At 70.0% G+C, this 26,177-nt stretch carries 23 protein-coding genes; 15 read left to right on the top strand and 8 right to left on the bottom strand.

Annotation, left to right across the window (positions count from 1 at the left end; genetic code table 11):
• The first annotated feature begins 25 nt into the window (after window positions 1-25).
• Both QSK32_RS25335 and miaB read left to right on the top strand, forming a co-directional pair.
• Window positions 26-514, top strand: coding sequence for a hypothetical protein (locus QSK32_RS25335; protein WP_045741516.1), 489 nt, complete (start codon window positions 26-28; stop codon window positions 512-514).
• Window positions 515-535: 21 nt separating this feature from the next.
• Window positions 536-2,050: a tRNA (N6-isopentenyl adenosine(37)-C2)-methylthiotransferase MiaB gene (gene miaB, locus QSK32_RS25330; protein ID WP_045741517.1), complete on the top strand. Its 1,515-nt coding sequence runs from the start codon at window positions 536-538 to the stop codon at window positions 2,048-2,050.
• 409 nt (window positions 2,051-2,459) lie between these two features.
• Here the strand turns inward: miaB and QSK32_RS25325 are convergent, their stop codons facing one another.
• Window positions 2,460-3,668 carry a DUF349 domain-containing protein gene (locus tag QSK32_RS25325; protein WP_045741518.1) on the bottom strand — a complete coding sequence of 403 codons (1,209 nt, stop codon included), beginning with the start codon at window positions 3,666-3,668 and terminating at the stop codon, window positions 2,460-2,462.
• A 181-nt stretch (window positions 3,669-3,849) separates the two neighbouring features.
• Here QSK32_RS25325 and miaA point away from each other — a divergent pair, with 181 nt between their 5' ends.
• The 3 genes from miaA (at window position 3,850) to QSK32_RS25310 (ending at window position 6,835) form a co-directional block, all read left to right on the top strand.
• Window positions 3,850-4,758, top strand: coding sequence for a tRNA (adenosine(37)-N6)-dimethylallyltransferase MiaA (gene miaA / locus QSK32_RS25320; RefSeq protein WP_285473358.1), 909 nt, complete (start codon window positions 3,850-3,852; stop codon window positions 4,756-4,758).
• 219 nt (window positions 4,759-4,977) lie between these two features.
• A complete protein-coding gene (dapF, locus tag QSK32_RS25315) occupies window positions 4,978-5,805 on the top strand; it encodes a diaminopimelate epimerase (protein WP_285473357.1) in 828 nt (275 codons plus the stop codon).
• Between the two features lie 301 nt (window positions 5,806-6,106).
• Window positions 6,107-6,835: a glycerophosphodiester phosphodiesterase gene (locus QSK32_RS25310; RefSeq protein WP_285473356.1), complete on the top strand. Its 729-nt coding sequence runs from the start codon at window positions 6,107-6,109 to the stop codon at window positions 6,833-6,835.
• 289 nt (window positions 6,836-7,124) lie between these two features.
• Here the strand turns inward: QSK32_RS25310 and QSK32_RS25305 are convergent, their stop codons facing one another.
• Window positions 7,125-8,585, bottom strand: a complete 1,461-nt coding sequence (locus tag QSK32_RS25305; protein ID WP_045741520.1) for an NAD-dependent malic enzyme — start codon at window positions 8,583-8,585, stop codon at window positions 7,125-7,127.
• A 152-nt stretch (window positions 8,586-8,737) separates the two neighbouring features.
• On the opposite strand from QSK32_RS25305, the gene hflX reads away from it, so the two are divergent.
• Together hflX and QSK32_RS25295 are read left to right on the top strand one after the other, a co-directional pair.
• Window positions 8,738-10,150, top strand: a complete 1,413-nt coding sequence (gene hflX, locus QSK32_RS25300; RefSeq protein ID WP_045741521.1) for a GTPase HflX — start codon at window positions 8,738-8,740, stop codon at window positions 10,148-10,150.
• Between the two features lie 92 nt (window positions 10,151-10,242).
• A complete protein-coding gene (locus tag QSK32_RS25295) occupies window positions 10,243-12,066 on the top strand; it encodes a hypothetical protein (RefSeq protein ID WP_285473355.1) in 1,824 nt (607 codons plus the stop codon).
• Window positions 12,067-12,126: 60 nt separating this feature from the next.
• Here the strand turns inward: QSK32_RS25295 and lexA are convergent, their stop codons facing one another.
• Window positions 12,127-12,957, bottom strand: a complete 831-nt coding sequence (lexA, locus tag QSK32_RS25290; protein ID WP_045741522.1) for a transcriptional repressor LexA — start codon at window positions 12,955-12,957, stop codon at window positions 12,127-12,129.
• Window positions 12,958-13,655: 698 nt separating this feature from the next.
• On the opposite strand from lexA, the gene nrdR reads away from it, so the two are divergent.
• The 4 genes from nrdR (at window position 13,656) to QSK32_RS25270 (ending at window position 18,758) form a co-directional block, all read left to right on the top strand.
• Window positions 13,656-14,183: a transcriptional regulator NrdR gene (nrdR, locus tag QSK32_RS25285; protein WP_045741523.1), complete on the top strand. Its 528-nt coding sequence runs from the start codon at window positions 13,656-13,658 to the stop codon at window positions 14,181-14,183.
• A 56-nt stretch (window positions 14,184-14,239) separates the two neighbouring features.
• Window positions 14,240-17,158 carry a vitamin B12-dependent ribonucleotide reductase gene (locus tag QSK32_RS25280; protein WP_045741524.1) on the top strand — a complete coding sequence of 973 codons (2,919 nt, stop codon included), beginning with the start codon at window positions 14,240-14,242 and terminating at the stop codon, window positions 17,156-17,158.
• A 230-nt stretch (window positions 17,159-17,388) separates the two neighbouring features.
• Window positions 17,389-18,087, top strand: a complete 699-nt coding sequence (locus tag QSK32_RS25275) for an HAD family hydrolase (RefSeq protein ID WP_045741525.1) — start codon at window positions 17,389-17,391, stop codon at window positions 18,085-18,087.
• Complete coding sequence (locus QSK32_RS25270) at window positions 18,084-18,758, top strand: response regulator (RefSeq protein WP_045741526.1); 675 nt, start codon at window positions 18,084-18,086, stop codon at window positions 18,756-18,758. Before QSK32_RS25275 ends, QSK32_RS25270 begins: the two co-directional genes overlap by 4 nt.
• Here the strand turns inward: QSK32_RS25270 and QSK32_RS25265 are convergent.
• Window positions 18,713-19,231: a Shedu immune nuclease family protein gene (locus tag QSK32_RS25265; protein ID WP_285473354.1), complete on the bottom strand. Its 519-nt coding sequence runs from the start codon at window positions 19,229-19,231 to the stop codon at window positions 18,713-18,715. The genes QSK32_RS25270 and QSK32_RS25265 overlap by 46 nt on opposite strands.
• A 56-nt stretch (window positions 19,232-19,287) precedes the next feature.
• Entirely contained in the window at window positions 19,288-19,797 is a 510-nt protein-coding gene (locus tag QSK32_RS25260; protein ID WP_052720284.1) for a hypothetical protein, read from the bottom strand.
• A gap of 174 nt (window positions 19,798-19,971) precedes the next feature.
• On the opposite strand from QSK32_RS25260, the gene QSK32_RS25255 reads away from it, so the two are divergent.
• Entirely contained in the window at window positions 19,972-21,165 is a 1,194-nt protein-coding gene (locus tag QSK32_RS25255) for an MFS transporter (RefSeq protein ID WP_285473353.1), read from the top strand.
• A gap of 247 nt (window positions 21,166-21,412) precedes the next feature.
• On the opposite strand, the gene QSK32_RS25250 is transcribed toward QSK32_RS25255, so the two are convergent.
• Both QSK32_RS25250 and QSK32_RS25245 read right to left on the bottom strand, forming a co-directional pair.
• On the bottom strand, window positions 21,413-22,315 hold the full coding sequence (locus QSK32_RS25250) for an alpha/beta fold hydrolase (protein ID WP_045741528.1): 903 nt from the start codon (window positions 22,313-22,315) through the stop codon (window positions 21,413-21,415).
• Window positions 22,312-22,980 (bottom strand): helix-turn-helix domain-containing protein, encoded by a 669-nt coding sequence (locus tag QSK32_RS25245; protein ID WP_285473352.1) that lies wholly within the window; start codon window positions 22,978-22,980, stop codon window positions 22,312-22,314. The genes QSK32_RS25250 and QSK32_RS25245 overlap by 4 nt, the downstream gene beginning before the upstream one ends.
• Window positions 22,981-23,033: 53 nt before the next feature.
• On the opposite strand from QSK32_RS25245, the gene QSK32_RS25240 reads away from it, so the two are divergent.
• Together QSK32_RS25240 and QSK32_RS25235 are read left to right on the top strand one after the other, a co-directional pair.
• Window positions 23,034-23,273 carry a DUF5522 domain-containing protein gene (locus QSK32_RS25240; protein ID WP_045741529.1) on the top strand — a complete coding sequence of 80 codons (240 nt, stop codon included), beginning with the start codon at window positions 23,034-23,036 and terminating at the stop codon, window positions 23,271-23,273.
• A 62-nt stretch (window positions 23,274-23,335) separates the two neighbouring features.
• A complete protein-coding gene (locus QSK32_RS25235) occupies window positions 23,336-23,887 on the top strand; it encodes a hypothetical protein (RefSeq protein ID WP_052720285.1) in 552 nt (183 codons plus the stop codon).
• Between the two features lie 246 nt (window positions 23,888-24,133).
• Here the strand turns inward: QSK32_RS25235 and QSK32_RS25230 are convergent, their stop codons facing one another.
• Window positions 24,134-24,817, bottom strand: a complete 684-nt coding sequence (locus QSK32_RS25230; RefSeq protein ID WP_045741530.1) for an iron-dependent transcriptional repressor DtxR — start codon at window positions 24,815-24,817, stop codon at window positions 24,134-24,136.
• A 153-nt stretch (window positions 24,818-24,970) separates the two neighbouring features.
• Between QSK32_RS25230 and QSK32_RS25225 the strand changes: the two genes are divergently transcribed.
• Entirely contained in the window at window positions 24,971-26,152 is a 1,182-nt protein-coding gene (locus QSK32_RS25225) for an acetoin utilization protein AcuC (RefSeq protein WP_045741531.1), read from the top strand.
• Window positions 26,153-26,177 lie beyond the last annotated feature (25 nt).

Genomic DNA, 26,177 nt, shown 5'->3' with positions numbered 1-26,177 from the left:
TCGAGGGGTGTACACCATGATGGGTATGGCGGACGGCTTCCTGGCGGACGACCTCTGGAACTGGTGTGCCGCGGGACGAATCGACCCCGGCCGGGTGCGCGGCGCCCTGGCCGGCGCCCTCGAACGCCCGGTCCTCGACCTCGGACCACCCGGCCCTGCAGGCGCTCTGCTCTGCGACGTCTATCACGTCGGCGGTGACCTCCCGACCGTGATCGACGTCTATTTGGCCCCCTCCGACGTCGCCGAGGAGACCGTCGCGAGCGCCGTTGCGGTCCGGCTCGGCGTCGCGGTCCTGCTGCCCGACGACACCCTCAACCCGTCGCGGTACGTGCTCGCCGAACCCGACGGGACATTACGCGCCGTACACGTCGACGAACGGGAGACCGACGACGGTGTGGAACGCCGGCACGTCCGGCCGTGCACCGGAGCCGACCCGGCCTGTGTGCTGGCCGACGGGTGTGGCCGTTCGCGCTTCAAACCGACCCCCACGCCGGAGCGTCCCGCTGCGGCTTAAGAGGTAGCGTGGTTCATTGCCATGACTACCGAGATGCAGGGCAGCGCCCACCAAGAAACCGGGCAGCGCACCTATGACGTGCGCACCTACGGCTGCCAGATGAACGTGCACGACAGCGAGCGGATCTCCGGCCTGATGGAGGACGCCGGTTACATCCGGGCCGCCGCCGCGGACACGGCCGACGTGGTCGTCTTCAACACCTGCGCCGTCCGCGAGAACGCCGACAACCGTCTCTACGGCAATCTCGGCCACCTGCGCCCCACCAAGGTCAAGAACCCGGGCATGCAGATCGCCGTCGGTGGCTGCCTGGCGCAGAAGGACCAGGGCGAGATCGTCAAGAAGGCGCCCTGGGTCGACGTCGTCTTCGGCACCCACAACATCGGCTCGCTGCCCACCCTGCTGGAACGCGCGCGGCACAACGAGGAGGCCCAGGTCGAACTCCTCGAGTCGCTCGAGGTCTTCCCGTCGACGCTGCCCACCAAGCGCGAGTCGAACTACGCCGGCTGGGTCTCCATCTCGGTGGGCTGCAACAACACCTGCACGTTCTGCATCGTCCCGTCGCTGCGCGGCAAGGAGAAGGACCGCCGCCCCGGCGAGATCCTGGCCGAGGTCCGTGCCCTGGTCGCCGAGGGCGTCTCCGAGGTCACCCTGCTCGGGCAGAACGTCAACTCGTACGGCGTCGAGTTCGGCGACCGGCTGGCCTTCGGCAAGCTGCTGCGCGCCTGCGGTGAGGTGGACGGCCTGGAACGGGTCCGGTTCACCAGCCCGCACCCCAAGGACTTCACCGACGACGTGATCGCCGCGATGGCCGAGACGCCGAACGTGTGCCACTCGCTGCACATGCCACTGCAGTCCGGCTCCGACCGGGTGCTCAAGGCCATGCGCCGCAGCTACCGCCAGGAGAAATACCTGGGCATCATCGAGAAGGTCCGGGCCGCGATGCCCGACGCCGCGATCACCACCGACATCATCGTCGGGTTCCCGGGCGAGACCGACGAGGACTTCGAGCAGACCCTCGAGGTGGTCCGCAAGGCACGCTTCTCCAGCGCCTTCACGTTCCAGTACTCCAAGCGTCCCGGCACCCCCGCCGCGACCATGGAGGAGCAGGTCCCCAAGAAGGTCGTCCAGGAGCGTTACGAGCGCCTGATCGCCACCCTCGAGGAGATCAGCTGGGCGGAGAACAAGAAGCTCGTCGGCGAGAAGGTCGAGGTTCTGGTCGCGGTCGGCGAGGGCCGCAAGGACGAGCGGACCGGCCGGATGAGCGGACGGGCCCGCGACGGCCGCCTCGTGCACTTCGCCACCGGCGAACTCACCGGCCCCCTGGCCCCGCGTCCCGGCGACATCGTCGAGACCGTGATCACCTACGCCGCCCCGCACCACCTGAACGCAGACGGCGCTCCGCTCAGCCACCGGCGCACCCGGGCCGGCGACATGTTCGAGACGGGCCGCACCCCGAAGCTCAAGGGCGTCTCACTGGGCCTGCCGACGATCGGCGTCCCGGCTCCGCTGCCGCCCGCCGACGGCTGCGCCATCTGACGCTGCTCTGAGGCCGACGGCCGCGCTGCTCTGAGGCCGACGGCCGCGCTGCTCTGACGTCGACGGCCGCGCCGCCGTGACGTCGCCTCTGGCCCGACAGATCCGCTAGACAGGGGATTTGTCGGGCACGGGTGCCCGTCGAGGCAGGAGCCGTCTGATCGGGCTGCCAGTGCCGCCCTTGGGCCAGCCGCCCCTGGACCAGCTGCTCTTGGACCAGCTGCTCTTGGACCAGCCGCGTCTGACCAGCCGCGTCTGAACGGGCCGCCAACGTGAACACGTGACGGCCGTCCGGGCGGGCGTGTGGCGAGCACGGGTTGATGCCGCCGCTACGGGAGTGCTTTCGGGCGTACCCCGGAAACGCCGAAGGCGGCGGACAACGGCCCGCCGCCTTCGCGCGAAAGCGCAACCCTCAGCTGGTCTGCTCGGCCAGGGCGAGGAACTGCTTCTTCGAGGTGAGCGCCTGCTCGGCCTCCTTGATCCGGCGGTTGTCGCCGGCCGCCTTGGCCCGCTCCAGCCGCTGCTCGGCCTCCGCCACCTGGTCACGCATCTGACGCAGCAGCGGGTTGTCCTGCGGGCTGGTCTTGCGCCACGCGGAGTCCATCGCGACCCGGATCCGCTCCTCGGCGGCACGCCAGCGGCGGTCCAGCGAAGCGGCGGCCTCCCGCGGCACCCGTCCGGCGTCGTGCCATGCGGCCTGCGCGTCACGAAGCTTGTTCTGCGCGGCGCGGGCGTCCGCGTCCACGTCGACCGCCTCGAGCTCGGCCAGGATGGCCTGCTTCTTGTCCAGGTTGCCCTGGTACTCCGCGTCGCGGGCCGAGAAGACCTCGCTGCGGCGGGTGAAGAACGCGTCCTGAGCGGCCCGGAAACGTTCCCAGAGGCGCTGCTCGGCCTCCTTGGCGGCACGGGGCGCCGCCTTCCACTCCGTCATCAGGTCCTTGAGACGGTTGGCAGTGGTGTTCCACTCGTCCGAGCCGGAGATCGCCTCGGCTTCCTTGACCAGCTCCTCCTTGGCGGTCTGCGCCTGCTTGCGCTGACCGTCGAGGGTGGCGAAGTGGGCGCCACGGCGGCGGGTGAAGCCGTCCCGGGCGGCGGCGAACCGCTTCCACAGCTCACCGTCGGTCTTCTTGTCGACGCCGCGGATGGCTTTCCACTCGTCGAGGATCTCCTTGAGCCGGTCGCCGGCCGTCTTCCACCCGGTGGCGTCGGCGGCGATCTTCTCCGCCTCCTCGACCAGGGCGGTCTTGCGGGCCAGTGCCTCGGTCCGGGCCACCTCGCGGGCGGCGCGGGCCTCCCCGGCCTTCTCCTCGGCGAGGGCGGACAGGCGCTCGAGGCGGGCGCCGAGCCCGTCGATGTCACCCACCACGTGCGCCTCGTCGAGCGTCGTGCGCAGGCGCTTGACGCTGGTCAGCGAGTGTGACGCGTCGGCGGCGCCGGACTTGAGGCGAGCCTCGACGAGGTCGACCTCGGTCACCAGGTCCTCGAATCGCCGGGCGAAGTGGGCCAGCCCCTCCTCGGGGGTGCCCGCCTGCCAGGAGCCGACCACCCGGTCACCCTCGCCGGTCTTCACGTACACGGTGCCGTCGGCATCCACGCGCCCGAAGGTCGTCCAGTCGTTCATGAGCTCATCCTCGTCCTCCCGGCGTCACCGGCCCGAACCGGGCCCGTGGCCACCGCCACAGCGCAGTCTGAATGCCAACCTTCCCACCGGCATTCTTTCTCGCGCATTGTCACAGGTCCAACCCGGTTAGGGGAAAGCTCCCGCCGACGACCGTGACACAACGGTGTCCTACGGTTGGTTCGTGCCGTTCCGGACAGGTCGCAACGTGGTCACCGTCGTCGGTCCGACGGCGGCCGGCAAGTCGGCCCTGAGCATCGCTCTCGCCCACGAGCTGGGCGGTGAGGTGGTCAACGCGGACTCGATGCAGCTCTACCGCGGGATGGACATCGGCACCGCCAAGCTGACTCCGGCGGAGCGTCAGGGCCTACCCCATCATCTGCTCGACATCTGGGACGTGCGCGAGCCGGCGGCCGTCGCGGAGTACCAGCGGCTGGCCCGCGCGGCGATCGACGACATCCTCGGCCGGGGACGGGTGCCGCTGCTGGTCGGTGGCTCCGGTCTCTACGTGCGCGCGGTGCTGGAGGACTTCGAGTTCCCCGGCACCGACCCGGTGATCCGGGCGCGGCTGGAGGAGGAGCTGGCCGAGCGGGGTTCCGGGTTGCTGCACGAACGTCTGCGCGACCGCGACCCGGAGGCGGCCGGCAAGATCCTGCCGTCGAACGGGCGGCGTGTCGTCCGGGCGCTCGAGGTGATCGAGCTGACCGGACGGCCGTTCACCGCGTCGCTGCCTGATCCGAAACCGGTCTACGACGCCGTCCAGGTGGGCGTCGAGCGGGACCCGGCCGACCTGGACGAGCGGATCGCCCGGCGTGTCGACCTGATGTGGGAGGCGGGCCTGGTCGACGAGGTCAGGGGGCTCGACGGCATCCGTGAGGGCCGGACCGCCCCGCACGCATTGGGCTATCGGCAGGCGCTTGCGCAGATCGACGGCACGCTCACCGAGGAGAGTGCAAAAGCGGACACGGTGCTGCGGACTCGCCAGTTCGTCAGGCGTCAGCGGTCCTGGTTCCGCCGGGATTCGTCGATCGTGTGGCTGGACGGCGCCGACCCGTCGCTGGTCCGTGCCGCGCTGGCGCTCCTGGAGGGCTGACCTGCCCGTCGAGGGCTGACCTGCCCGTCGGGTTGATGTGCCGGGAAAGGGACGTCCGCCGCTCCGGGAACCAGGCGACGGAACGGACGACGGAACGGACGACGGGAGAGGCGACGGGAGAGGCGACGGGAGAGGCGACGGGGCACGTGACCGAGCCGGCCCTCCCGGCGCGCTGATGCTCTTGGCGGGTTGACAGGAGCTTGCGCGATGATGGGCGGCGTGCGTTTTACCAAGGGCCACGGAACTGGCAACGACTTCGTCATCGTCCCCGACCCGGACGGGGAGCGGGACCTGTCCCCGGAGCGCGTCGCGGAACTCTGCGACCGCCGGTTCGGCATCGGCGGTGACGGCGTGCTGCGGGTGGTGCGCAGCGCCAAAATTCCGGAGGGCGCCGGTCAGGCCGGTGCCGCCGAGTGGTTCATGGACTACCGCAACAGCGACGGCTCGGTCGCCGAGATGTGCGGCAACGGCGTCCGGGTGTTCGTCCGTTACCTGATCGAGAACGGACTCGCGACCCCGGGACCCGAGGGTCTGCCGGTGGCCACCCGAGCCGGGATCATGGTCGCGCTGGTCGAGGGGGCGTCCATCCGGGTGCGGATGAAGACCCCTTCGGTGTACGCGGGAAGCACCGCGACCCTGGGCGCCCTGACCGTCCCGGGTGTGGCGGTGGACTGCGGGAACCCGCATCTGGTCTGCGGCCTGCACGACGGGGTGACCCTGGAGTCCCTGGATCTGACGACGGCCCCCGGTCACGACGCCCGGGTGTTCCCGTCCGGGGTGAACGTCGAGTTCGTCGAGCCGGCCGAGCCGCTCGACGGCCGGGACGGGCACGTCCGCATGCGGGTGCACGAGCGCGGCTCCGGCGAGACTCTGTCCTGCGGGACCGGTGCGCTGGCGGTCGGCGCGGTGGCGTTGCGCGACGCCGGGCTGGACCGGGGTTCGGTCGCCGTGGACGTTCGGGGTGGCCGTCTGGTCGTCACCCACGACGAGTCCGGCTGGTGGCTGGCCGGCCCGGCGGTGCTGGTGGCCGACGGCGAGGCCCGCTGATGCCCGGTCCGCTGATGCCCGGTCCTGCTGTTCGCCTTCGGTGCGCTCGTCCACTGATCATGCGTTCGCAGCCGGATCGTTCGCATTCGGGTCGTTCGCTGTCGGTTCGTGCTCAGGAGGCTCGTCTCCGGACGGCCGGTGTTCAGGTCGCTTGTCTTCCGACAATTCGCCCTAAGGCCGTTCGCCCCGAACAGGCTTGTCCTGCACCGGCTCGTCCCGAACGTCCCCGTCCCGCACCGGCTCGTCCTCGGGCCGTTAGTTCTTCGGGCGGCCGGGAGACTCGGATCGGCGGGATGCGCTGATGCTGCATCGTGTCGCGCACCGGGGCTACTCCGCGGTCGCGCCGGAGAACACGCTGCCCGCCTTCGCCGCCGCGGTCCGGGCGGGCGCCACGTTCGTCGAGTTCGACGTGCGGGTGACCGCCGACGGTGTGCCCGTGGTGATTCACGACCGGACGGTCGACCGGACCACGTCGGGGCACGGCCGGGTGTGGGAGTTGCGGCACGACGAGATCGCCGGGCTGGACGCCGGTTCGTGGTTCGGGCCGGAGTTCGCCGGCCTGCGGGTGCCGACCCTGGCCGAGACCCTCGATCTGCTGCTCCCGGCCGCCGCCGAACTGCTCGTGGAGATCAAGTCACCGGCCACGCTCGCCGAGGTCAAGACGATCGTGGACCAGTTGGCCGAACGGGACCTGCTGGGTCGTACGGTGCTGCAGAGCTTCGACCCGGACGTGGTGCGCAAATGCCGCGAGGTGGCTCCGGAGGTGCGCCGGGGCCTGCTGCTGTTCCGGTTCGACGCCGAGACGTCGTCGCTGGCCGCGGAGACGGGCGCGATCTTCTGCAATCCGCCGGTCGACGACGTACTGGGCGGTCCGGCGGTGATGGCCGAGTTGTCGGCGGCCGGCATCGGCGTCATGCCCTGGACCCCGAACGACATGTCACAGTGGCCGGCCCTGGTCGAGGCGGGCGTGTCCGGCCTGATCACCGATTGCGTGGGCGAGCTGACCGGTTGGTCCCGCGCCCACCCGTAGCGCCCCCATTCCCGCACACGTCGACGTCCGTGGCGTTTTAGGACGCTGTGGGCGGTTGAAGTCACCACGCCGGGTGGGTGGGGGTGACCACTCACGCAGGTCGCCCCGGAGGGCTTCGCGATCTGGACGCGTCAGCGGCCAGCGAAGCTCTCCGGGGCCCTCGGCGGGAGCGACGGTCTGCACCACCCACCCCGCTACGACATCGGTTGTCCGATTTTGACCTTGAAGCCGTGGACGATCTTGAAGTCTTGGACGACCTCGTGGGCCTGGACGACCGGGAAGGCCGGTTCTAGAAGATGCCTTCCGGCGCCTGGTCGAGCTCGGACTCCGGGGTGGCGGCCGGGTTCACGGGTGCCGGCACCCCCTTGACCACCGCGCGGATGGCCGCGGCGACCGCCGGGGTGACGCGCGCGTCGAACACGCTGGGGATGATCACGGTGGGGTTGAGCTTGTCCTCGCCCACCACGTCGGCGATGGCGCGGGCCGCGGCCAGGGCCATCTCCTCGGTGAACTCCTCGGCGCTGACGTCGAGCATGCCGCGGAAGACGCCGGGGAACGCCAGCACGTTGTTGATCTGGTTGGGCTGGTCGGAGCGGCCGGTGGCGACGACGGCGGCGTGCTTGCGGGCCTCGCGCGGGTCGACCTCGGGGTCCGGGTTGGCCATCGCGAAGACGATCGACTTCTCGGCCATCCTGGCGATGTCGTCGCCGGTCAGCAGGTTCGGGGCGGAGACGCCGATGAAGACGTCCGCGCCGACGATCGCGCCGGGCAGGTCACCCGAGTAGTTGGCCTTGTTGGTGTGGTCGGCGAGCCACTGCATGGCCTCGTTGAGACCGTCCATGCCGCGGTGCAGCGCGCCCGCCCGATCGTAGGCGATGATGTCGCCGACACCCTGGCGGAGCAGCAGTTTCATGATGGCGGTGCCGGCCGCGCCGGCTCCGGAGACGACGACCTTGACGTCCTCCATGCGCTTGCCCACGACCCGCAGCGCGTTGGTGAGCGCGGCCAGCACGCAGATCGCGGTGCCGTGCTGGTCGTCGTGGAAGACCGGGATGTCCAGCTGTTCGCGGAGCCGCGCCTCGATCTCGAAGCAGCGGGGCGCCGCGATGTCCTCCAGGTTGATGCCGCCGTAGGCCGGTGCGATGGCCTTGACGATCTTGACGATCTCGTCGGTGTCCTGGGTGTCCAGGACCACCGGCCAGGCGTCGACGCCGCCGAAGCGCTTGAACAGGGCGGCTTTGCCCTCCATCACCGGCATGGCGGCGGCCGGTCCGATATTGCCCAGTCCCAGGACGGCCGAGCCGTCGCTGACCACGGCCACGGTGTTGCGCTTGATGGTCAGGCGGCGGGCGTCGGCCGGGTTCTCCGCGATGGCCATGCAGACCCGGGCCACACCGGGGGTGTACGCCATCGAGAGCTCGTCACGGTTGCGCAGCGCGACCTTGGAGCTGACCTCGATCTTGCCGCCGAGGTGCAGCAGGAAGGTCCGGTCGGACACCTTGCGGACGTCCACACCGTCCTGCGACTCCAGCTGCTTGACGACCTGATCGGCGTGCGCGGCGTCGGCGGTGTCGCAGGTCAGGTCGACCAGGACGCGCGTCGGGTCGGAGTCGACCACGTCGAGCGCGGTGACGATGGCGCCGGCCTCGCCGACGCACGTGGTGAGCCGTCCGATGGATGATGCGTCCGCGGTAACGGCGATGCGAATCGTGATCGAGAATCCTGCGCTGGGCAGGCGGGTGGTCACCACGGTGGTCCCTCCGACGTTGGTGGGTGAGTCACCCGCATTGTCGCTCTTGCGGAATAGTCGATTCCCCGGCGGTGGTTACTTGTGAGTCAGCCACTGTTATGTGGATGCGCTCGCCCGCGTGGCATGTCACGATCGGGCGTAGGAGGTCACTTTTGCGAAACACGTACCAGACACCCGTCCTTGACGAGCCGGATCTCACCTCCGGCGATCTCGAGCTCGAGGAGCGGCACTCGCTCAGGCGGGTGGCCGGTCTCTCCACCGAGCTGACCGACATCACCGAGGTCGAATACCGCCAGTTGCGACTCGAGAGGGTCGTGCTGGTCGGGGTGTGGACCGAGGGCAGTGTCACCGAAGCCGAGAATTCACTCACCGAGCTGGCCGCGCTGGCCGAGACCGCCGGTTCCGAGGTCCTCGAGGGCCTGATCCAGCGGCGCAAGCAGCCCGACCCGGCCACCTTCATCGGCCGGGGCAAGGTCGACGAGTTGCGTGACGTGGTCGTCTCCACCGGTGCCGACACCGTCATCTGCGACGGCGAGCTCTCCCCGTCCCAGCTGCGCAAGCTGGAGGAGGAGGTCAAGGTCAAGGTGGTCGACCGGACCGCCCTGATCCTCGACATCTTCGCCCAGCACGCCAAGAGCCGCGAGGGCAAGGCCCAGGTCGAGCTGGCCCAGCTGCAATACCTGCTTCCCCGTCTCCGCGGCTGGGGTGCGACCCTGTCGCGCCAGACCGGTGGAGCCGGTGGTGGCGGCAACGGCGGCGGCGTGGGCCTGCGTGGTCCCGGCGAGACGAAGCTGGAGATCGACCGCCGGCGGATCAACACGCGCATCGCGAAACTCCGGCGCGAGATCAAGGCCATGAAGACGGTACGCGAGACCAAACGGTCCCGCCGTACCGCGAGCGGTGTCCCCGCCGTGGCCATCGCCGGTTACACCAACGCGGGCAAGTCCAGCCTGCTCAACCGCCTCACGAGTGCGGGTGTGCTGGTCGAGGACGCGCTGTTCGCCACCCTCGACCCGACCACCCGGCGCACCGCCGCCGAGGACGGGCGGGTCTTCACCCTGTCCGACACGGTGGGGTTCGTCCGGCATCTTCCGCACCAGATCGTCGAGGCGTTCCGCTCGACGCTCGAGGAGGTGGCCGAGGCCGACCTGGTGGTGCACGTCCTGGACGGCGCCCACCCGGACCCGGAGGGCCAGGTCAGCGCGGTTCGTGAGGTGCTCGGCGAGGTCGGGGCCGACCGGATCCCCGAGCTCCTGGTGGTCAACAAGTGCGATGCGGCCGACGAGGAGACGATCCTGCGGCTCAAACGGACATGGCCGGATGCCGTGTTCGTCTCGGCCCGCTCCGGGTTCGGCATCGACGAGCTGCACAAGGCCGTCGCCGACCGGCTCCCACGGCCGGCGGTCGACCTGCGGGTCCTGCTCCCGTACGACCGGGGTGACCTGGTGGCCCGGGTGCACCGGTCCGGTCAGGTGCTGCAGTCGCGTCACCTGGACGACGGAACGGAGCTACACGTACGGGTGGATGAGCAACTCGCGGCTGAACTTTCCGCGTATCACTGTTGAAAGCTGCTGTTGAAACCGACTTCACGGGCAGACCCGTCAGCGTTGATCCACGCGTAATACCTTTGGGCGACGCCGCATGCGACACTGTGCGGATGCGGCGTCTCGTGTGCTCGATCATCGTGGGTCTGGGCTTGGTGATGGTCGGTTCCTCCAGCGCGTCAGCGGACGATCCGACCCCGGCGCCGACCGTCAGCGCCAAGTCGACTCCGGGCAAGAAGATCTGCGAGATCGACGACAAGGACCTCGACGAGGTGTCCGGTCTGCTGGTCACCAAGACCGGTTTCGTCGCGATCAACGACAGCGCCGACGTCGACGCCAAGAAGAAGGTCTTCTTCCTCGACAAGGACTGCAAGGTCGAGAAAGAGGTCGACTACAGCGGCTCCGGCCCCCGCGACACCGAAGACATGATCCTGTCGCCGGACGGCGAGACGATCTGGATCGCCGACATCGGTGACAACAACGCCCGCAACGGCGGGGAGACCCGCTCGACCGTCGGCCTGTGGAAGATGGCGGCCGACGGCAAGGCGGAGCCCAAACTGTTCCGGATGACCTACCCGGACGGCGACAAGCACGACGCCGAGGCACTGCTGCTCGACGGGGACGGCCTTCCGCTGGTCGTGACCAAGGAGATCGGCGCGGCGGCCGGCGTCTACAAGCCGACGGCGGCGCTGAAGGCGGGCGAGTCCGGCGTGCCGATGAAGCGGGTCGCCGAGATCAAGCTCTCCGCCACCGAGACCGAGGGCAACGCCCTGGCCCGGATCGGCAACAAGACCATCACCGGCGGCGCGGTCGCCCCCGGCGGTGCCAAGGTCGTGCTCCGGACGTACACCGACGCGCTCGAGTGGGATGTGGCGGACGGCAACGTGGTGGCGGCGCTGACGAAGGTGCCGCGGACCACGGGCCTGCCGAACGAGCCCTTCGGTGAGGCGATCGCGTACGGCACGGACGGCAAGACGTTCTACACCGTCTCCGACATGAACGGTAAGACCGACGAGGTCAAGAACTACATCCGGCAGTACACCCCGGCGACCACCGTCGCGGAGAAGTCGAAGAAGTCCGCGGACGACGCGGCCAACGCCTCGTGGTACTCCGATCTCACCCTCGACGACATCACCTACATGGTGGGCGGTGTCGGTGCGCTCGGCCTGATCCTGGTCGGCATCGGTGTCTTCGGCATCATGCGGTTCCGCAAGTCGCCGCAGTCCCGGGTGGCCGCCGAGGCCGACGCGGCGCCCAGCGGTGGCATCAACACCGTCGACCCGGAGACCGAGCTGATCGGGGTGGGCGGTGTGCCGCAGCGGCACATGGCGGCCAACGCCGCCGGTGGCGGTGGTGGTCCGGTCTACGGCGCCAAGTCCGGGCCGCCGGCCGGGGCGGGTGCCGGTGCCCCGCCGCGGGGCAACGCGGCGTACAGCGGTGGTGGAGCTCCCCAGCAGCAGCCCCGGGGTCCGCAGGGGCCACGCGGCCCGCAGCCTCAGCAGGGTCGCCCGCAGCAGGGTGGCGGTCCGAAGGGCCCGCAGCAGGGTCGTCCGGCGCAGCCCGCCCAGCAGCAGCCCGGTCGCCCGCAGCAGCCGGGTCCGGCCCGTGGCGGCCAGCAGCAACCACCGCCTCCGCGGGGTCCGCAGCCGGGTCGCGGCCCGCAGCCTCAGCAGGGTCGCCCCCAGCAGGGTGGTCGTCCGCCGCAGGGCGGCGCACCGCAGGGTGGCCGTCCGCAGCAGCAGCCGGGCCGTGGGCCCGGTCCCCAGCAGGGGCAGCAGCCCGGCGTCTACGGCGGCGGTCCCGGCCCGCAGCAGGGCGGCGGTCGTCCGCCGCAGGGGCAGCAGGGCGGCCGTGGTCCCGGTCCGCAGGGTCAGCGCCCGCCGCAGGGCGGTGGTGGCCGGCCTCCGCAGGGACGCCCGCCGCAGAACGGCCGCTGAGTCAGTCGTGCAGAAAGGGCCGGGGTCGCTGGATTTCCAGCGACCCCGGCCCTTTCTCTGTCACACGCGGCGCAGCACCGCCACGACACGACCCATGATGGTGGCGTCGTCACCCGGGATCGGGTCGAACGCCGGGTTCGCCGGCATCAGCCACACGTGCCCGTCGCGCTGCCGGTAGCTCTTCACGGTCGCCTCACCGTCGATCATCGCGGCGACGATGTCACCGGCCTCGGCGTTGGGCTGCTGCCGGACGACCACCCAGTCGCCGTTGCAGATCGCCGCGTCGATCATCGAGTCGCCCTTGACCTCGAGCATGAAGACCTCGCCCTCGCCGACGAGTTCGCGCGGCAGCGGGAAGAAGTCCTCCACGGCCTGTTCGGCCAGGATCGGGCCACCGGCGGCGATCCGGCCGACCAGCGGCACGTACGCCGGCTGGGGGCGGGCGGCCCGCAGCGCCTCGTCGTCCACCATCTCGGCGGGCGCACGGACGTCCACCGCCCGCGGCCGGTTCGGGTCGCGGCGCAGGTAGCCCTTGGTCTCCAGCGCCTTCAGCTGGTAGGCCACGCTCGACGGCGACACCAGGCCGACGGCCTCGCCGATCTCCCGGACACTCGGCGGGTATCCGTAGCGTTCCACCCAGTCCCGGATGAACTCCAGGATGCGGCGCTGCCGGACGGTCAGGTCGGTGGCGACGACCTCGGGCACGTGGCCGACCGGTGTCACCGACCGCAGCTGGGGGGCGTCGGCACCGCGGGAGCGGCTCGGCGTCCGGCGACGCGCGGCGGGGGCGCCGGCCTCGGGCTTCCTGGACTGTTGCTGTTGACTCGTGCGGTCGTCGGTCGACACGTCCGCCCTCCCTGTCGGCCAGTGCCTCGTCGGCACGTGAAGCATCGCGGAGCCGGACGGAACGCCGTGGGGATGGCGTACTTCCGGCTGACCCCTCTTGACGGAAAACCGTAATCGGCAGGTCCGACATATTCAAACATCTGTACGAGATTCTCCCGGCGTGTCGTACGGCAACGCTCGACTTCCGTACCCCTGTTCTGATAGACCCTCGTACGGGCGTTCTATAGAACGCGTGTCCTAGAAGGGGGATCGTCATGGTGGTCAGTGGTGTGCGACACGCCGAGCCTCCCTTGCGGCTCACGCGGCGTGGCCGGGTCGTGCTCCTGGGTGTCTTCTTCCTGATGTCGCTGCTGGCGAGTGTCGTCTTGTTCACCACCGCTTCGCAGGCCTGACTTGCGCTGTTCCGATGTCCCGAGTTGATCATCGGATGGGTACGTTGTCCGATTCCCCGGCGCGTCGCGCGGCCCTCGCCGGACGCGACGCGTGATGGTGACATCACCCCAGGTGGTGAGGTGCAAAATACGGCGCGTCGGCATGCAAGTGAACTTGCGTCGGTGTCCGCCGGGGCCTAGCGTCTACCCCAACATCTAGTGGCTACACGGATGTAAGTCATCCACAGGTTGGGGTTGCTCCACCTCGGGTTATCCACAAGCCGTTCACAGCGGTGCACTGGTCTGGACCAGCGCGGCGCTGCGTTTCGGCGTGTCCGGATCCCGATCACGGGGGTTCCGGAGGGGGAAACGGTGCGCTGTCCGTACTGCCGACACGCCGATTCGCGCGTCGTCGACTCACGAGAGGCCGACGACGGTCAACTGATCCGTCGCCGCCGATCGTGCCCCGAGTGCGGCAAGCGGTTCACGACCGTCGAGGAGGCGGTTCTCGCGGTCGTCAAGCGCAGTGGCGTCACCGAACCCTTCAGCCGGACGAAGATCATGAGTGGTGTCCGCAAGGCCTGTCAGGGCCGGCCCGTCGACGACGACTCCCTCGCGCTGCTCGCGCAGCGGGTGGAAGAGGCCGTCCGGGCCCGCGGCGCCGCCGAGATCCCCAGCCACGAGGTGGGCCTCGCGATCCTCACGCCGCTGCGTGAGCTGGATCAGGTGGCCTACCTGCGCTTCGCCAGCGTCTACAAGTCGTTCGACTCTCTCGACGAATTCGAGAACGAGATCGCTGCGCTGCGCGAGGCACGAGAAGCGCCGGCCGTCAGGGAAACCGGGACGCGACATGCTGTCGCGCCGCGGTCCGGCGCCCGCGCACCCAAGCTCAACGGCTGATCACAGCCGAATTCAAGCGACACTGTCCGCGTTTCTACCAGGGGGAGCACATCCATATGGCCGGAGACGGCATCACTGCGGGTCGCCAGCGCAACCGTGCGAGCGGGAGCACCGGCGCAGCGGCCGGTGGGCTGCGCGTGGAGCGGGTCTGGACGACTGAGGGTGTCCACCCGTACGACGAGGTGGAGTGGGAACGCCGCGACGTCGTCATGACGAACTGGCGCGACGGCTCGATCAACTTCGAGCAGCGGGGCGTCGAGTTCCCGGCGTTCTGGAGTGTCAACGCCGCGAACATCGTCACGACCAAGTACTTCCGTGGCGCGGTCGGCGCCACCGAGCGCGAGCAGTCGCTCAAGCAGCTCATCGACCGCGTCGTGAAGACCTACCGCCGGGCCGGCGAGGAGCACGGGTACTTCGCGACCGCCGCCGACGCGGAACTGTTCGACCACGAGCTCACCTGGATGCTGCTGCACCAGGTGTTCAGCTTCAACTCGCCGGTCTGGTTCAACGTCGGCACCAAGTCTCCGCAGCAGGTCAGCGCCTGCTTCATCCTCTCGGTCGACGACTCGATGGACTCCATCCTCGAGTGGTACAAGGAGGAGGGGCTGATCTTCAAGGGCGGCTCCGGCTCGGGTGTGAACCTGTCCCGGATCCGGTCGTCCAAGGAACTGCTGTCCTCCGGTGGCACCGCCAGCGGCCCGGTCAGCTTCATGCGCGGCGCGGACGCCAGCGCGGGCACCATCAAGTCCGGCGGCGCCACCCGGCGTGCCGCGAAGATGGTCATCCTCGACGTCGACCACCCCGACATCGAGGAGTTCGTCTCGACGAAGGCGCGCGAGGAAGACAAGATCCGCGCGCTGCGGGACGCCGGCTTCGACATGGACCTGGGCGGCGCCGACATCGTCAGCGTGCAGTACCAGAACGCCAACAACTCGGTCCGCGTCAGCGACGAGTTCATGCGGGCCTACGAGGCCGGCACCGAGTTCGGCCTGCGCAGCCGGATGGACGGCGAGGTCATCGAGACCATCGACGCCAGGAAGCTGTTCCGTGGCATCGCCCAGGCCGCGTGGGAGTGCGCCGACCCCGGCCTGCAGTACGACGACACGATCAACGACTGGCACACCAACCCCGAGACGGGCCGGATCACCGCGTCCAACCCCTGCTCGGAGTACATGTCGCTGGACGACTCGTCCTGCAACCTGGCCTCGCTCAACCTGATGAAGTTCCTCAAGTCCGACGGTGGCTTCGAGGTCGAGAAGTTCGTCAAGAGCGTCGAGTTCATCATCACCGCGATGGACATCTCGATCTGCTTCGCCGACTTCCCGACCGAGAAGATCGGTGTCACCACCCGGGCCTACCGCCAGCTCGGCATCGGGTACGCCAACATCGGCGCCCTGCTGATGGCGTCCGGCCTGCCGTACGACTCCGACGGTGGCCGCAGCGTCGCCGCCGCGATCACCTCGCTGATGAACAGCACGGCCTACCGGCGTTCCGCCGAACTGGCCGGCGTCGTCGGGGCGTACGACGGTTACGCCCGTAACGCCGACGCGCACCAGCGGGTCATGCGCAAGCACGCCGCCGCCAACGACGAGCTCCGCCCGCAGGGCAAGGTCGCCACCGAGATCGTCCGTGAGGCGACTCGGCAGTGGCAGTCCGGCAACAAGATCGGCGCGAAGAACGGCTGGCGCAACGCGCAGGCCTCGGTCCTCGCCCCGACCGGCACCATCGGCCTGATGATGGACTGCGACACCACCGGCATCGAGCCCGACCTGGCCCTGGTCAAGTTCAAGAAGCTGGTCGGCGGCGGTTCCATGCAGATCGTCAACCAGACGGTTCCGCGTGCCCTGCGCAGCCTCGGCTACCTCGAGGAGCAGGTCGAGGCGATCGTCGAGCACATCTCCGAGCACGGCAACGTGATCGACGCCCCCGGTCTCAAGCTCGAGCACTACGCGGTCTTCGACTGCGCCATGGGCGAGCGGGCCATCGCGCCGATCGGCCACGTGCGGATGATGGCGGCCGTCCAGCCGTTCATCTCCGGCGCGATCTCGAAGACGGTCAACATGCCGGAGACGGCGACCGTCGAGGAGATCGAGGAGATCCACTACCAGGGGTGGAAGCTGGGCCTCAAGGCGCTGGCGATCTACCGCGACAACTGCAAGGTGGGCCAGCCGCTCTCCGCCGCCAAGTCGAGCAAGGCCACCGCGCCCGCGCCCGCCACGGCCGAGGAGAAGGCGGTCGAGAAGGCGGTCGAGAAGATCGTCGAGAAGGTCATCGAGTACCGCCCGGTCCGCAAGCGCCTGCCGAAGAAGCGTCAGTCGGAGACGGTGTCGTTCTCGGTCGGCGGCGCCAAGGGATACCTCACCTCGTCGTCCTACCCGGACGACCGCCTCGGCGAGGTCTTCCTCAAGATGTCGAAGCAGGGTTCCACCCTGGCCGGCGTGATGGACGCCTTCTCGGTCGCCATCTCGATAGGCCTCCAGTACGGCGTCCCGCTGGAGACGTACGTCGCCAAGTTCACCAACATGCGCTTCGAGCCGGCCGGTATGACCGACGACCCGGACGTGCGCATGGCGTCGTCGCTGATGGACTACATCTTCCGTCGTCTGGCGCTGGACTTCCTGCCGTACGAGACCCGCGCCGAGCTGGGCATCTTCACCGCCCAGGAGCGGACCGCCCAGGCACAGGCCGAAGCGGCGGCCGAGGCCGCCGCGGAGGAGATGGCCACCCAGGCCGCCGCCACGTCGGTGCCGACCACCCCGTCCGGGGCGAACGGTGTCACCGTGGCCGAGGCCAAGGCGGCGTCGGAGAAGGAAGCCCCGGTCGTCATCTCCGCGGGTTCCTCGACCGAGCTCTTCGAGATCGTCACCGGTCAGTCCGCGGACGCGCCGCTCTGCTTCACCTGCGGCACCAAGATGCGCCGGGCCGGCAGCTGCTACGTGTGTGAGGGCTGCGGCTCGACCTCCGGCTGCAGCTGAGGCTGACCTCTCTGCATAGAGAGGCTGACCTCTCTGCATAGAGAGCGACAGCGAGATGCCTCCCACCCGGTGACGGGTGGGAGGCATTTTTCGATGACTGTGGTCGCCACTGATCCGGGACGGGCGCCGGGGCGGTCGGCGGGGCAACGGCCGACGGTTCCACCGTCTGGCCCGACAGGGCGTTCACCGGCTTTCCGGGAGCGACCGGTCCCGGGAAGTTAGGCTGCGGCATGCTCACCGACTTCGCACCCGCACCGATCAGGGGAGTCATCTTCGACTTCCACGCCACACTGGTCGGGGGTGGCGACTCCGGCCGGTGGATCGACGCCGCCGTCCGCCATCTGGTGGACGGCGGGGGCGCGAAACCCGACCTCGGCGCCGACCAGCTCGCGGGTCTCCGGGAGCATCTCGACCGGATCTGGCAGCACGCGCACGGGATCGACCCGGCCAGCGAACGGGACCTCAGCCACGACCGGCACCGGGACGTCTTCACCCGGGCCGTCGCCCTGTTCCCCGGGATCACCCCCGATCTCATCACTTCGCTGTACGCCGTGATGCCGGACCAGTGGCTCCCCTTCGACGACGTGCTCCCGGTCCTGCGGGAGTTGCGGTCGCGGGGCATCCGGGTCGTGGTGCTGTCCAACATCGGGCTGGACATCCGGCCCCTGCTCGACCGGGCCGGCGTGAGCGGCCTGGTCGACGGTGTGGTGCTGTCCTTCGAGGTGGGACTGGTGAAGCCGGATCCAGCGATCTTCGGCCGTGCGCTGGAGCTGCTGGGCGTACCCGGTGATCAGACCTTGATGGTCGGCGACAGCCCGCGGGACGATGTCGGCGGAGTGCCGTTGAGGATCCGGACGTTGATCCTGCCGCCGACCGGCGGCCCGGTGCACGGGCTGAGCGCCGTCCTGCAGATGGTCGGGGCCCGATGATCCGTGTGCTGGTCGTCGACGACCAGCCGATGATCCGCGCGGGCATCCAGGCGATCCTGAACTCGCAGGAGGACCTGTCCGTCGTCGGTGAGGCGGCCGACGGCCGGGCTGCGATCGAGCGCTGCCGGTCCCTGCGGCCGGACGTGGTCCTGATGGACGTCCGCATGCCGGTGCTCGACGGTCTGGCCGCCACCCGCGAGTTGCTCGGCACCCGGCAGGAGCACGTGCCGAAGGTGCTGATGCTGACCACTTTCGACATCGACGACTACGTGTACGCGGCGCTGCGGGCCGGCGCCTCCGGTTTCCTGCTGAAGGACAGCGAGCCGGAGGAGCTGATGCGGGCGGTCCGCGTGGTGGCGGACAGCGAGGCCCTGCTGTCGCCGCGGATCACCCGCCGGCTGATCGAGAACTTCGTCGACTCGCAGCCGGCGCCGCTCACCGCGAGCACCGCCCTCAACGCGCTGACCGACCGGGAACGGGAGGTGCTGCGGCACATGGCGATGGGGATGAGCAACGCCGAGATCGCCACGGCGTTGTACGTGGCCGAGCAGACCGTCAAGACACACGTCAGCCGGATCCTGAACAAACTCGGTCTGCGGGACCGGGTGCACGCCGTCGTGTTCGGTTACGAGAACGGCCTGGTCGTCCCGGGCCGGCCGGAGAAGGCCTGATCCAGCAGCTGCCGATAGGTGACCACCCGGATCCGGGCCAGGTGACTGTTGAACGACCGTAACGCCCGGTGCACCACCTCCGCGCCGGGCGCCGGGAATCCGATCAGGACGGTCGCGGTGATCCAGGTGTCGTCGTCCCACGGCGGATGGAGTTCGTCGACCCCGGTGAGGTAGTCGGTCACCTGCGACACCGCACGGTGCACGTGCTCGGTGACGATCGTCCGGCCGCGGCGTTCGACGACCACCGGCACGGCGGCGCGGCGGGGTACCACCACGTGCCGCGTACCGTCCGGCAGCAGCAGCGGGATGTCGTGGCAGGCGCCGGTGACCAGCCGGCGCGTCGCGGCCATCGGGTGGTACGTGCCACCCAGCACCCAGAGATTCCGCTGCAGCACCACCTGCAGGTCGCGTTCGGTGCTGCGCGGGTCGGCGACGGCGGCCTCGAGGTCCGCCGGAAGCGTCGGCATGCGCATGTGTCGATCGTCGGGCCCGTGCGGCCGGGCCGACCGACTGGGGGTGCGATTCCGCGTCAGGATCTGTGCGGGACGGACCGGAGCCAGGCCCCGAACTCGACCGCGTCCCGTACCCCGTGCTCCAGCACCGCCGTGTAGATGTCGAACCCGCTCACTTCGCCGGGATACTCCGGGCGCTGGTGCCAGAGCGTCTTGATCGCGAGGATCGCCTGCCGTTCCTCCTCGGTCAGCCGCCCGGCGAGTTCCCGGTGCCATGCGCCGGCAGCCGCGTGATCGTCGTGCAGCCAGACCGACACGTCCACCCGCCACTCACCGACGGTGAGCGTGATGTGGTGCCGCTCGTCGCGTTCCTTGCCGGTGGGTGACCGTTCACCACGCTCGTCGGAGTAGGCGAAACCGGTCAGCCCGGGGATCCCGACCGCGCGGCCGAGGAGGGCGACGACGTCATCCGGTCCGTACTGCGGGCCGCCGTGCATCATGACGTCGAGGTCCCGCCACACCATCAGCCCGGAGACGAAACTGCCGGTCGGCTCCACCGGGCCCAGCGGCTCCAGCGATGCGAGCACGGAACGTGCCTCTGCCTGCAGCTCTTCTGGCCGGCCCATCTCGCTCCCCTTCGGTCGTCGCCCCGTCCCCGGATGCCATCGACGGATGTGGCCGTTCCGGATCCGGCTCCCCACCATGATCCACCAGGTTGCGCGTCGCCGACACGAACCGATCCGGCGCGGTAGGTTGATGCTGTGGCCAGCCTCGATGTCGATCAGCCGCGCCTGCTCGTCGCCCGTAACGCCGTCGGGGCCGCCTTCGCGATGAACGGCCTGGCCTACGCCGGCTGGCTGTCCCGGGCGCCCGCCGCCCGCGAGGGTTTGGAGATCTCCGCGGCCGGGTTCGGCCTGCTGCTGCTCTGCATGTCCGCGTCGGCGGTCGCCGCGATCCCGCTGGCCGGCCCGCTCGTCCAGCGTCTCGGCCCGGCCCGCTCGGTGATGCTCGGGTGCGCGTCGGTGGTCACCGGCCTGACCGTGCTGGCCACCGGTGTCCTGCTCGGTTCGCCGGTGGTGGCGGGCGCCGGCCTGCTCTTCGCCGGCATGGGCACCAGCACGTGGGACGTCGCGATGAACGTCGAGGGCGCCGACGTGGAACGCCGCCTCGACCGGACGCTCATGCCCCGTTTCCACGCCGGGTTCAGTCTCGGCACGGTCGCCGGCGCGGCCATCGGTGCCGGTGCCGCTGCGACCGGCCTGCCACTCTGGGGGCAGCTCTACGCCACGTCCGCCCTCACCGCCGCGATCATGGTGTTCGCGGTCCGCCGCCTCCTGCCGCACGTCCGGCCGGAACCGGGCGAGGAACGCGGCATGACCGTCGCCCAGGCCTGGCGCGAACCACGGACCATCCTGATCGGACTGGTCATGCTCGGTTTCGGTTTCACCGAGGGTGTCGCCAACGACTGGCTCGCCATCGGCCTCGTCGACGGTTACGCGGCGAGCGACACGGTCGGCGCGGTCGGCTTCGGCGTCTTCGTCACCGCGATGACCCTGGCCCGCCTCTTCGGCGGCCACGCCATCGAACGCTGGGGGCGCGTCCCCATCCTCCGCGCCACCGCCCTGACAGCCCTGGCGGGACTTCTCCTGGTCGTCTTCGGCGGTTCACCGGTGGTGGCCCTGGCGGGCGCCCTGCTGTGGGGTGTGGGCGCCGCCCTGGGCTTCCCGGTCGGCATGAGCGCGGCCGCCGACGACCCGGCCCGGGCCGCCATCCGCGTCTCGGTGGCGGGCTCCGTCGGCTACGGCGCCTTCCTGGCCGGCCCGCCCCTGATCGGCTTCGCCGCCGAACATTTCGGCATCCTGCCGTCCCTGCTGTGCGTGCTGGGTGCTTTGGCCATCGGCTTGGGCGCGTCGGGCGCCGCACACCCCCTCGAGCCTTCCCGGGGTACGCCGTGAAGCACGCCCGCCGCCACCCGCCCCGCCACCTCCCACGGTCCGCCTGACGCCTTACCGGCCCGCGTGGTGCTTCCTCCCGGCCGCCGCGCGACATGTCCCGTGCGGGTTTGATCCGGCGACGTTCGCCCGGTTTCGCGCTGGTCGGCAGGGTTTCCGCATCGACCTGACTCTCCTCTGTGGGCGCGCTTCGTCCCGTACAAGATGATGTGTCGGGTCTGGTCCGTCGGTCATCGTGCGGTGCGGACGGTCAGCGGTGCTCGGTCAGGAAACCGGTGATCACGGCGGCGAGAGCGGTCGGCTGCTCGATGACCATGGCATGTGAGGCGTCCGCCAGGGAGAGGTAGCGCAGGTTCGGCGCGGCTTTCGCCTGCTCGACCAGGAAACGGCGGTGTGCCGCGTAGAGCTCGGCGAACGGCTCCTGCTCCGGCAGATCCCGGGTCGGCAGCACGACCAGTTCGGGGCAGGTGGTCGCCGCGTAGACCGGGGTCAGATCGAGCGCGTTCATCAACGCCCGCAGCTGGCTCGTGGTGGCGGCGGTCGGGCGTAGCGACGTCTCACCGTTCTGGTGGGCGAGACCACGGCGGAAGCCCTCGACCCACACCTTCTCGTTGGCGCCCATGTCGCGGGCCGCCATCTGCTGCCGCTCGACCAGGTCGGGCAGCTGCTCGGCCGGAATGACCTGACCGGCGGACGCCTCGATCGCGTCGAACACCGCGTGCAGCCGGGCCAGTTCCGCCTCGGCCTTCTCCGGGTCCAGGCCGGACAGATGGAGGGCCCGGGTGGGCGGCGGGTTGCCGTCGAGGCTGACGATGCCGGGCGACTCGGGGTGCCGCTCGCCCCACAGCGCGGCCAGCATGCCACCGAGCGAATGGCCGACCACAGCCGGGCGCTCCAACTCGAGCTGCACACAGACCGCCGCCAGGTCTCCGAGGGCCGCATCCCAGGTCCACTGGCCGTCCCCGGAACGCCCGTGCCCCCGCAGATCCACGGTGACCACCCGGTGGTCCGGACGTAACGCCCGAGCCAACGTGGTCATGTGAGCCAGGTTTCCGCCCGCCCCGTGCAGCAGAAGCAGAGGCGGCGCCTCACCCCCGAAGTCCCGAACAGCGAGCGGCAGATCGCCGGCGTCGATAAGGCGGTCGTTGATCATAAAGAGTCCCTTGTGGAAGTAGGTGCTGCCGAGCCCGGTTCGGTCGAGCCCGGGCCGGCGGAACTTGAGGCGTTCGAGGCCGGGGTGGCAGGGGCCGCAACGTCTGGAACCGGGCCGGCTTGGACCGGGCCGGCTTGGACCGGGCCGGTTTGGACCGGGCCGGTTTGGGCCGGGCCGGTTTGGACCGGATCGGTTTGGACCGGATCGGCTTGGACCGGATCGGGCGCGGGCGGGCCGCGCAGCCGGTCGCGGATGGCGGCGACCGGGACGCCCCCGTCCGGATGGCGGGGCAGGCGGCCCCGCCGCACCAGGTCGTGCACGCCCTGGCGGCTGATGCCGAGCATCGCGCCGGCCGTCGCCAACGACACCGACTCGGTGTAGGGGTGGCCGATCGTGCGGACCACGGCTTGGCCGAGCGGCGCCCGCCACCAGTCGACGTCCGGCGCGAAGGGCTGATCGCCGGAGTAGAGCGTGGCCATCAGTCTCACGATCGTGCGGACCGATCCGGCGTTGCCGTGCTCGATGCTCTCGGCCCAGCGCTCGGTCTCATGAGTCAGGCGTTGCCGCAGCCCGGCGACGGCCTCGTCGTCCTCCAGCAGGATCTCGAGGGGGTCGAGCAGGCGCACCTCGATCAGGTGGAGGAGGTGGTCGCCGAGGTCGCTCACCCACCCATCCTTCCGCTACTTGACATGCCACGTCAAGTAGTAAGGTTCGGCTCGTGAAGCGTCTTCCGCTGGCGCCGCGCGCCCTGACCGAGCCGCATCCGAGCCGTCTTTCGGCCGGCCATCCCCGGCGGCCGGAGATCCTGGCGGCCCATGCGGCGGCACTGGACGGTGGGCAGGCGGGCTACCTCGATCCGGATTCCGGACTTTTCGTGTTGAGCGCCGGGTTCCTGGCCGACCGCGGCACCTGCTGCGAACGTGGTTGCCGTCACTGTCCGTACATCGATGACCAGTGAAACGAGTCTTTCGCTCGGGCCTGCGGGTTAGTACCGTGTGCCCGACCCGGGAGGATCATCCAGTGCGTACGAGTCTCGCCGTCCTCGGCGCCCTCGCCCTGTTCGCCGTGTCCGGTTGCAGCGTGCGCGAGGAGAGCGCCTCCGCAGCCCTGCCCCCGGTCGAGGTGGTCGTGCCACCCGCGGCGTCGGCCGGTGGCGCCTGCATCCTCTGGGACTGGGGTTTCATCGAGGAGAAGATCGGCGTCCGGTTCTCGGTGGCGGCGGCCGACCAGATCGACGACACGTCCACCTGTGTGGTGCAGAACGTCGAGGCGTGGCCCGACCTGGCACTCTCGGTCGTCGAGACCACGAAGGCCGACGCCGACCTGTTCCTGGCCGAGCGGATGCCGGCCAAGGCGACGAAGCTCAAGGGCCTGGGCAAGGCCGGGTACCGGCTCAACACCAAGGCCGGCGGCGGCCACGGTCCGATCGTCGAGATCGGCTGGTTGAGTGAGGCCAAGCAGCTGCAGACGTTGCGCTTCACCTTCGCCAAGGGCGCCAAGGCGGACGCCGTCACCGCCATGAACAAGAAGCTGCTGGTCCTGGCGAAGGCGATGTCCACGACCGACGGCTGACCCGGCCGGTGGAGAAGCGGCCCGACGGCTGACCCGGCCGGGCGAAGAGGCCCGACGGCTGACCCGGCAGGGGGGAGAAGCGGATCGACGGCTGACCCCGGGTGGGTCACGGCCGGCTACCCGCTGACTCGCGCCACCGCGGAACACATCCGTCGGGAGAGCAGACGGACCGGGGAACGACAGACGCCACCGTCCCGCAGCAGCGGAACCGGTGGCGTCAGCGTCGGAAAGCCGAGGGCGAGGACCTCAGCGAGCGGCCACGAACACCCGCGAAGCCACCTCACGCGGCAACCGGATCTTGTCGCCCGAGCGGTCTATGGTCACCCCGTCGCGCTCCTGGGCCACCGTCACCGTCGTCCCCGGGTCGATCCCGGCCGCGTGCAGCTGGCGCAGCACGTCGGCGTTGGTCTGCACGCTCTCGCAGATCCGCCGGACCACCACGCTGCCGGACAGCCCGGGGAAGGCGAGGTTGCGCTCTCCGTGCAGCAGTGACTCGGCGGTCTCGTCCGGGGCGCCCAGCTGGTCCAGCCCCGGGATGGGGTTGCCGTACGGCGAGCGGGTCGGCTTGTTGAGCAGTTCGTAGACGCGCTTCTCCACGGCGTCGCTCATCACGTGCTCCCAGCGGCAGGCCTCCTCGTGGGCCTCCTCGTAGGGCATGCCGATGACGTTGACCAGCAGCAGTTCGGCGAGACGGTGTTTGCGCATGACCGCGACGGCGGCGCTGCGGCCCAGCTCGGTGAGGACGAGATGACGGTCGCCCTCGACGGTGAGGAGCCCGTCGCGCTCCATGCGGGCGACGGTCTGGCTCACGGTGGGACCGCTCTGGCGCAGGCGCTCGGCGATCCGGGCGCGGAGGGCGGGGATGCCCTCTTCCTCGAGCTCGAGGATGGTCTTCAGATACATCTCGGTGGTATCGACGAGATCGTTCATGATACGGCCCTCCCAGCAGCGATAATACCTCGTCACCGGGGGTTCGCTTCCGCCCCGAGCAAGTGGCATACGACCCTACCCGACCCAAAACAAGTGTGCTAACGACACATGCTCCCCCGTCCGAGGGATGGGCCGCGTGGCAGCATGTCCCGCATGGCGGATGACGCGACTGCTGTGGTGTGGGACAGTGCGCTGCTCGATTACGACATGGGTGATCATCCGCTGGATCCGGTGCGGGTGGAACTGACCATGGTCCTGGCTCGCGAGCTGGGTGTCCTGGATCGTCCCGGTATTCAGATGATCACTCCGCGTCCGGCGAGTGAGATCGATCTCACCAGGGTGCACCGCGAAGACTACCTCGAGGCGGTGCGGCTGGCACCGATCGATCCGTTCTTCACCGGATGGGGGTTGAACACCCCGGACAATCCGGTCTTCGAGGGGATGCACGAGGCGTCGGCGCGGATCTGTGGGGCGACCATCGCGGCAGCCGAGGCGGTCTGGACCGGTGCGGCCCGCCGCGCGGTGAACGTGTCCGGCGGCCTGCATCACGCGATGCCGGCCCGGGCCGCCGGTTTCTGCGTCTACAACGATCCGGCGGTTGCCATCGCCTGGCTGCTGGAACATGGTGCCGAGCGGGTGGCGTACGTGGATGTGGACGTGCACCACGGTGACGGCGTGCAGACCGCGTTCTGGAACGACCCGCGGGTGCTCACGGTCAGCCTGCACGAGAGTCCGCTCGCGCTCTTCCCCGGGACCGGGTTCGCCGACGAGACCGGTGGCCCGAAGGCGGAGGGCACCGCGGTGAACGTGCCGCTTCCCCCGGACACCGGCGACGCCGGCTGGCTGCGCGCCTTCCACGCGATCGTGCCGTCGGTGGTGCGCGCGTTCGCCCCGGAGATCATCGTCAGCCAGTGCGGCGCCGACGCGCATCTGCTGGACCCGCTCGCCGACCTGCGGCTGTCGGTGGACGGTCAGCGCGCGGCGTACATCGCCATCCGGCAGCTCGCGGACGAGGTCTGCGACGGGCGCTGGGTGGCCACCGGCGGCGGCGGGTACGCCCTCGTCGAGGTCGTCCCGCGGGCCTGGACGCACCTGCTCGCGGTGGCCAGCGGCGACCCGATCGCCCCGTCGACGCCGACGCCTGCGAGGTGGCGGACCCTCGCGGCGACGCGGCGTCCGGGCACTAGGATTCCGGAGACGATGACGGACGGCACCGAGCCGGTGATCGAGCACTGGTCGCCGGGCGACACCGACCCGATCGACCGGGCGATCCAGGCCACCCGCCTGTCGGTCTTCCCCCTGCACGGCCTGGACCCGCACGACCCCCGGGACTGAGTCACGGCACCGCGGAGAAGAGCAC

The organism is Actinoplanes sp. NBRC 101535 (assembly GCF_030269225.1).
Lineage (GTDB): Bacteria > Actinomycetota > Actinomycetes > Mycobacteriales > Micromonosporaceae > Actinoplanes > Actinoplanes rectilineatus.
Note: the sequence above shows the minus strand (reverse complement) of the source record. Positions and strands in the feature narration are given on the sequence as shown.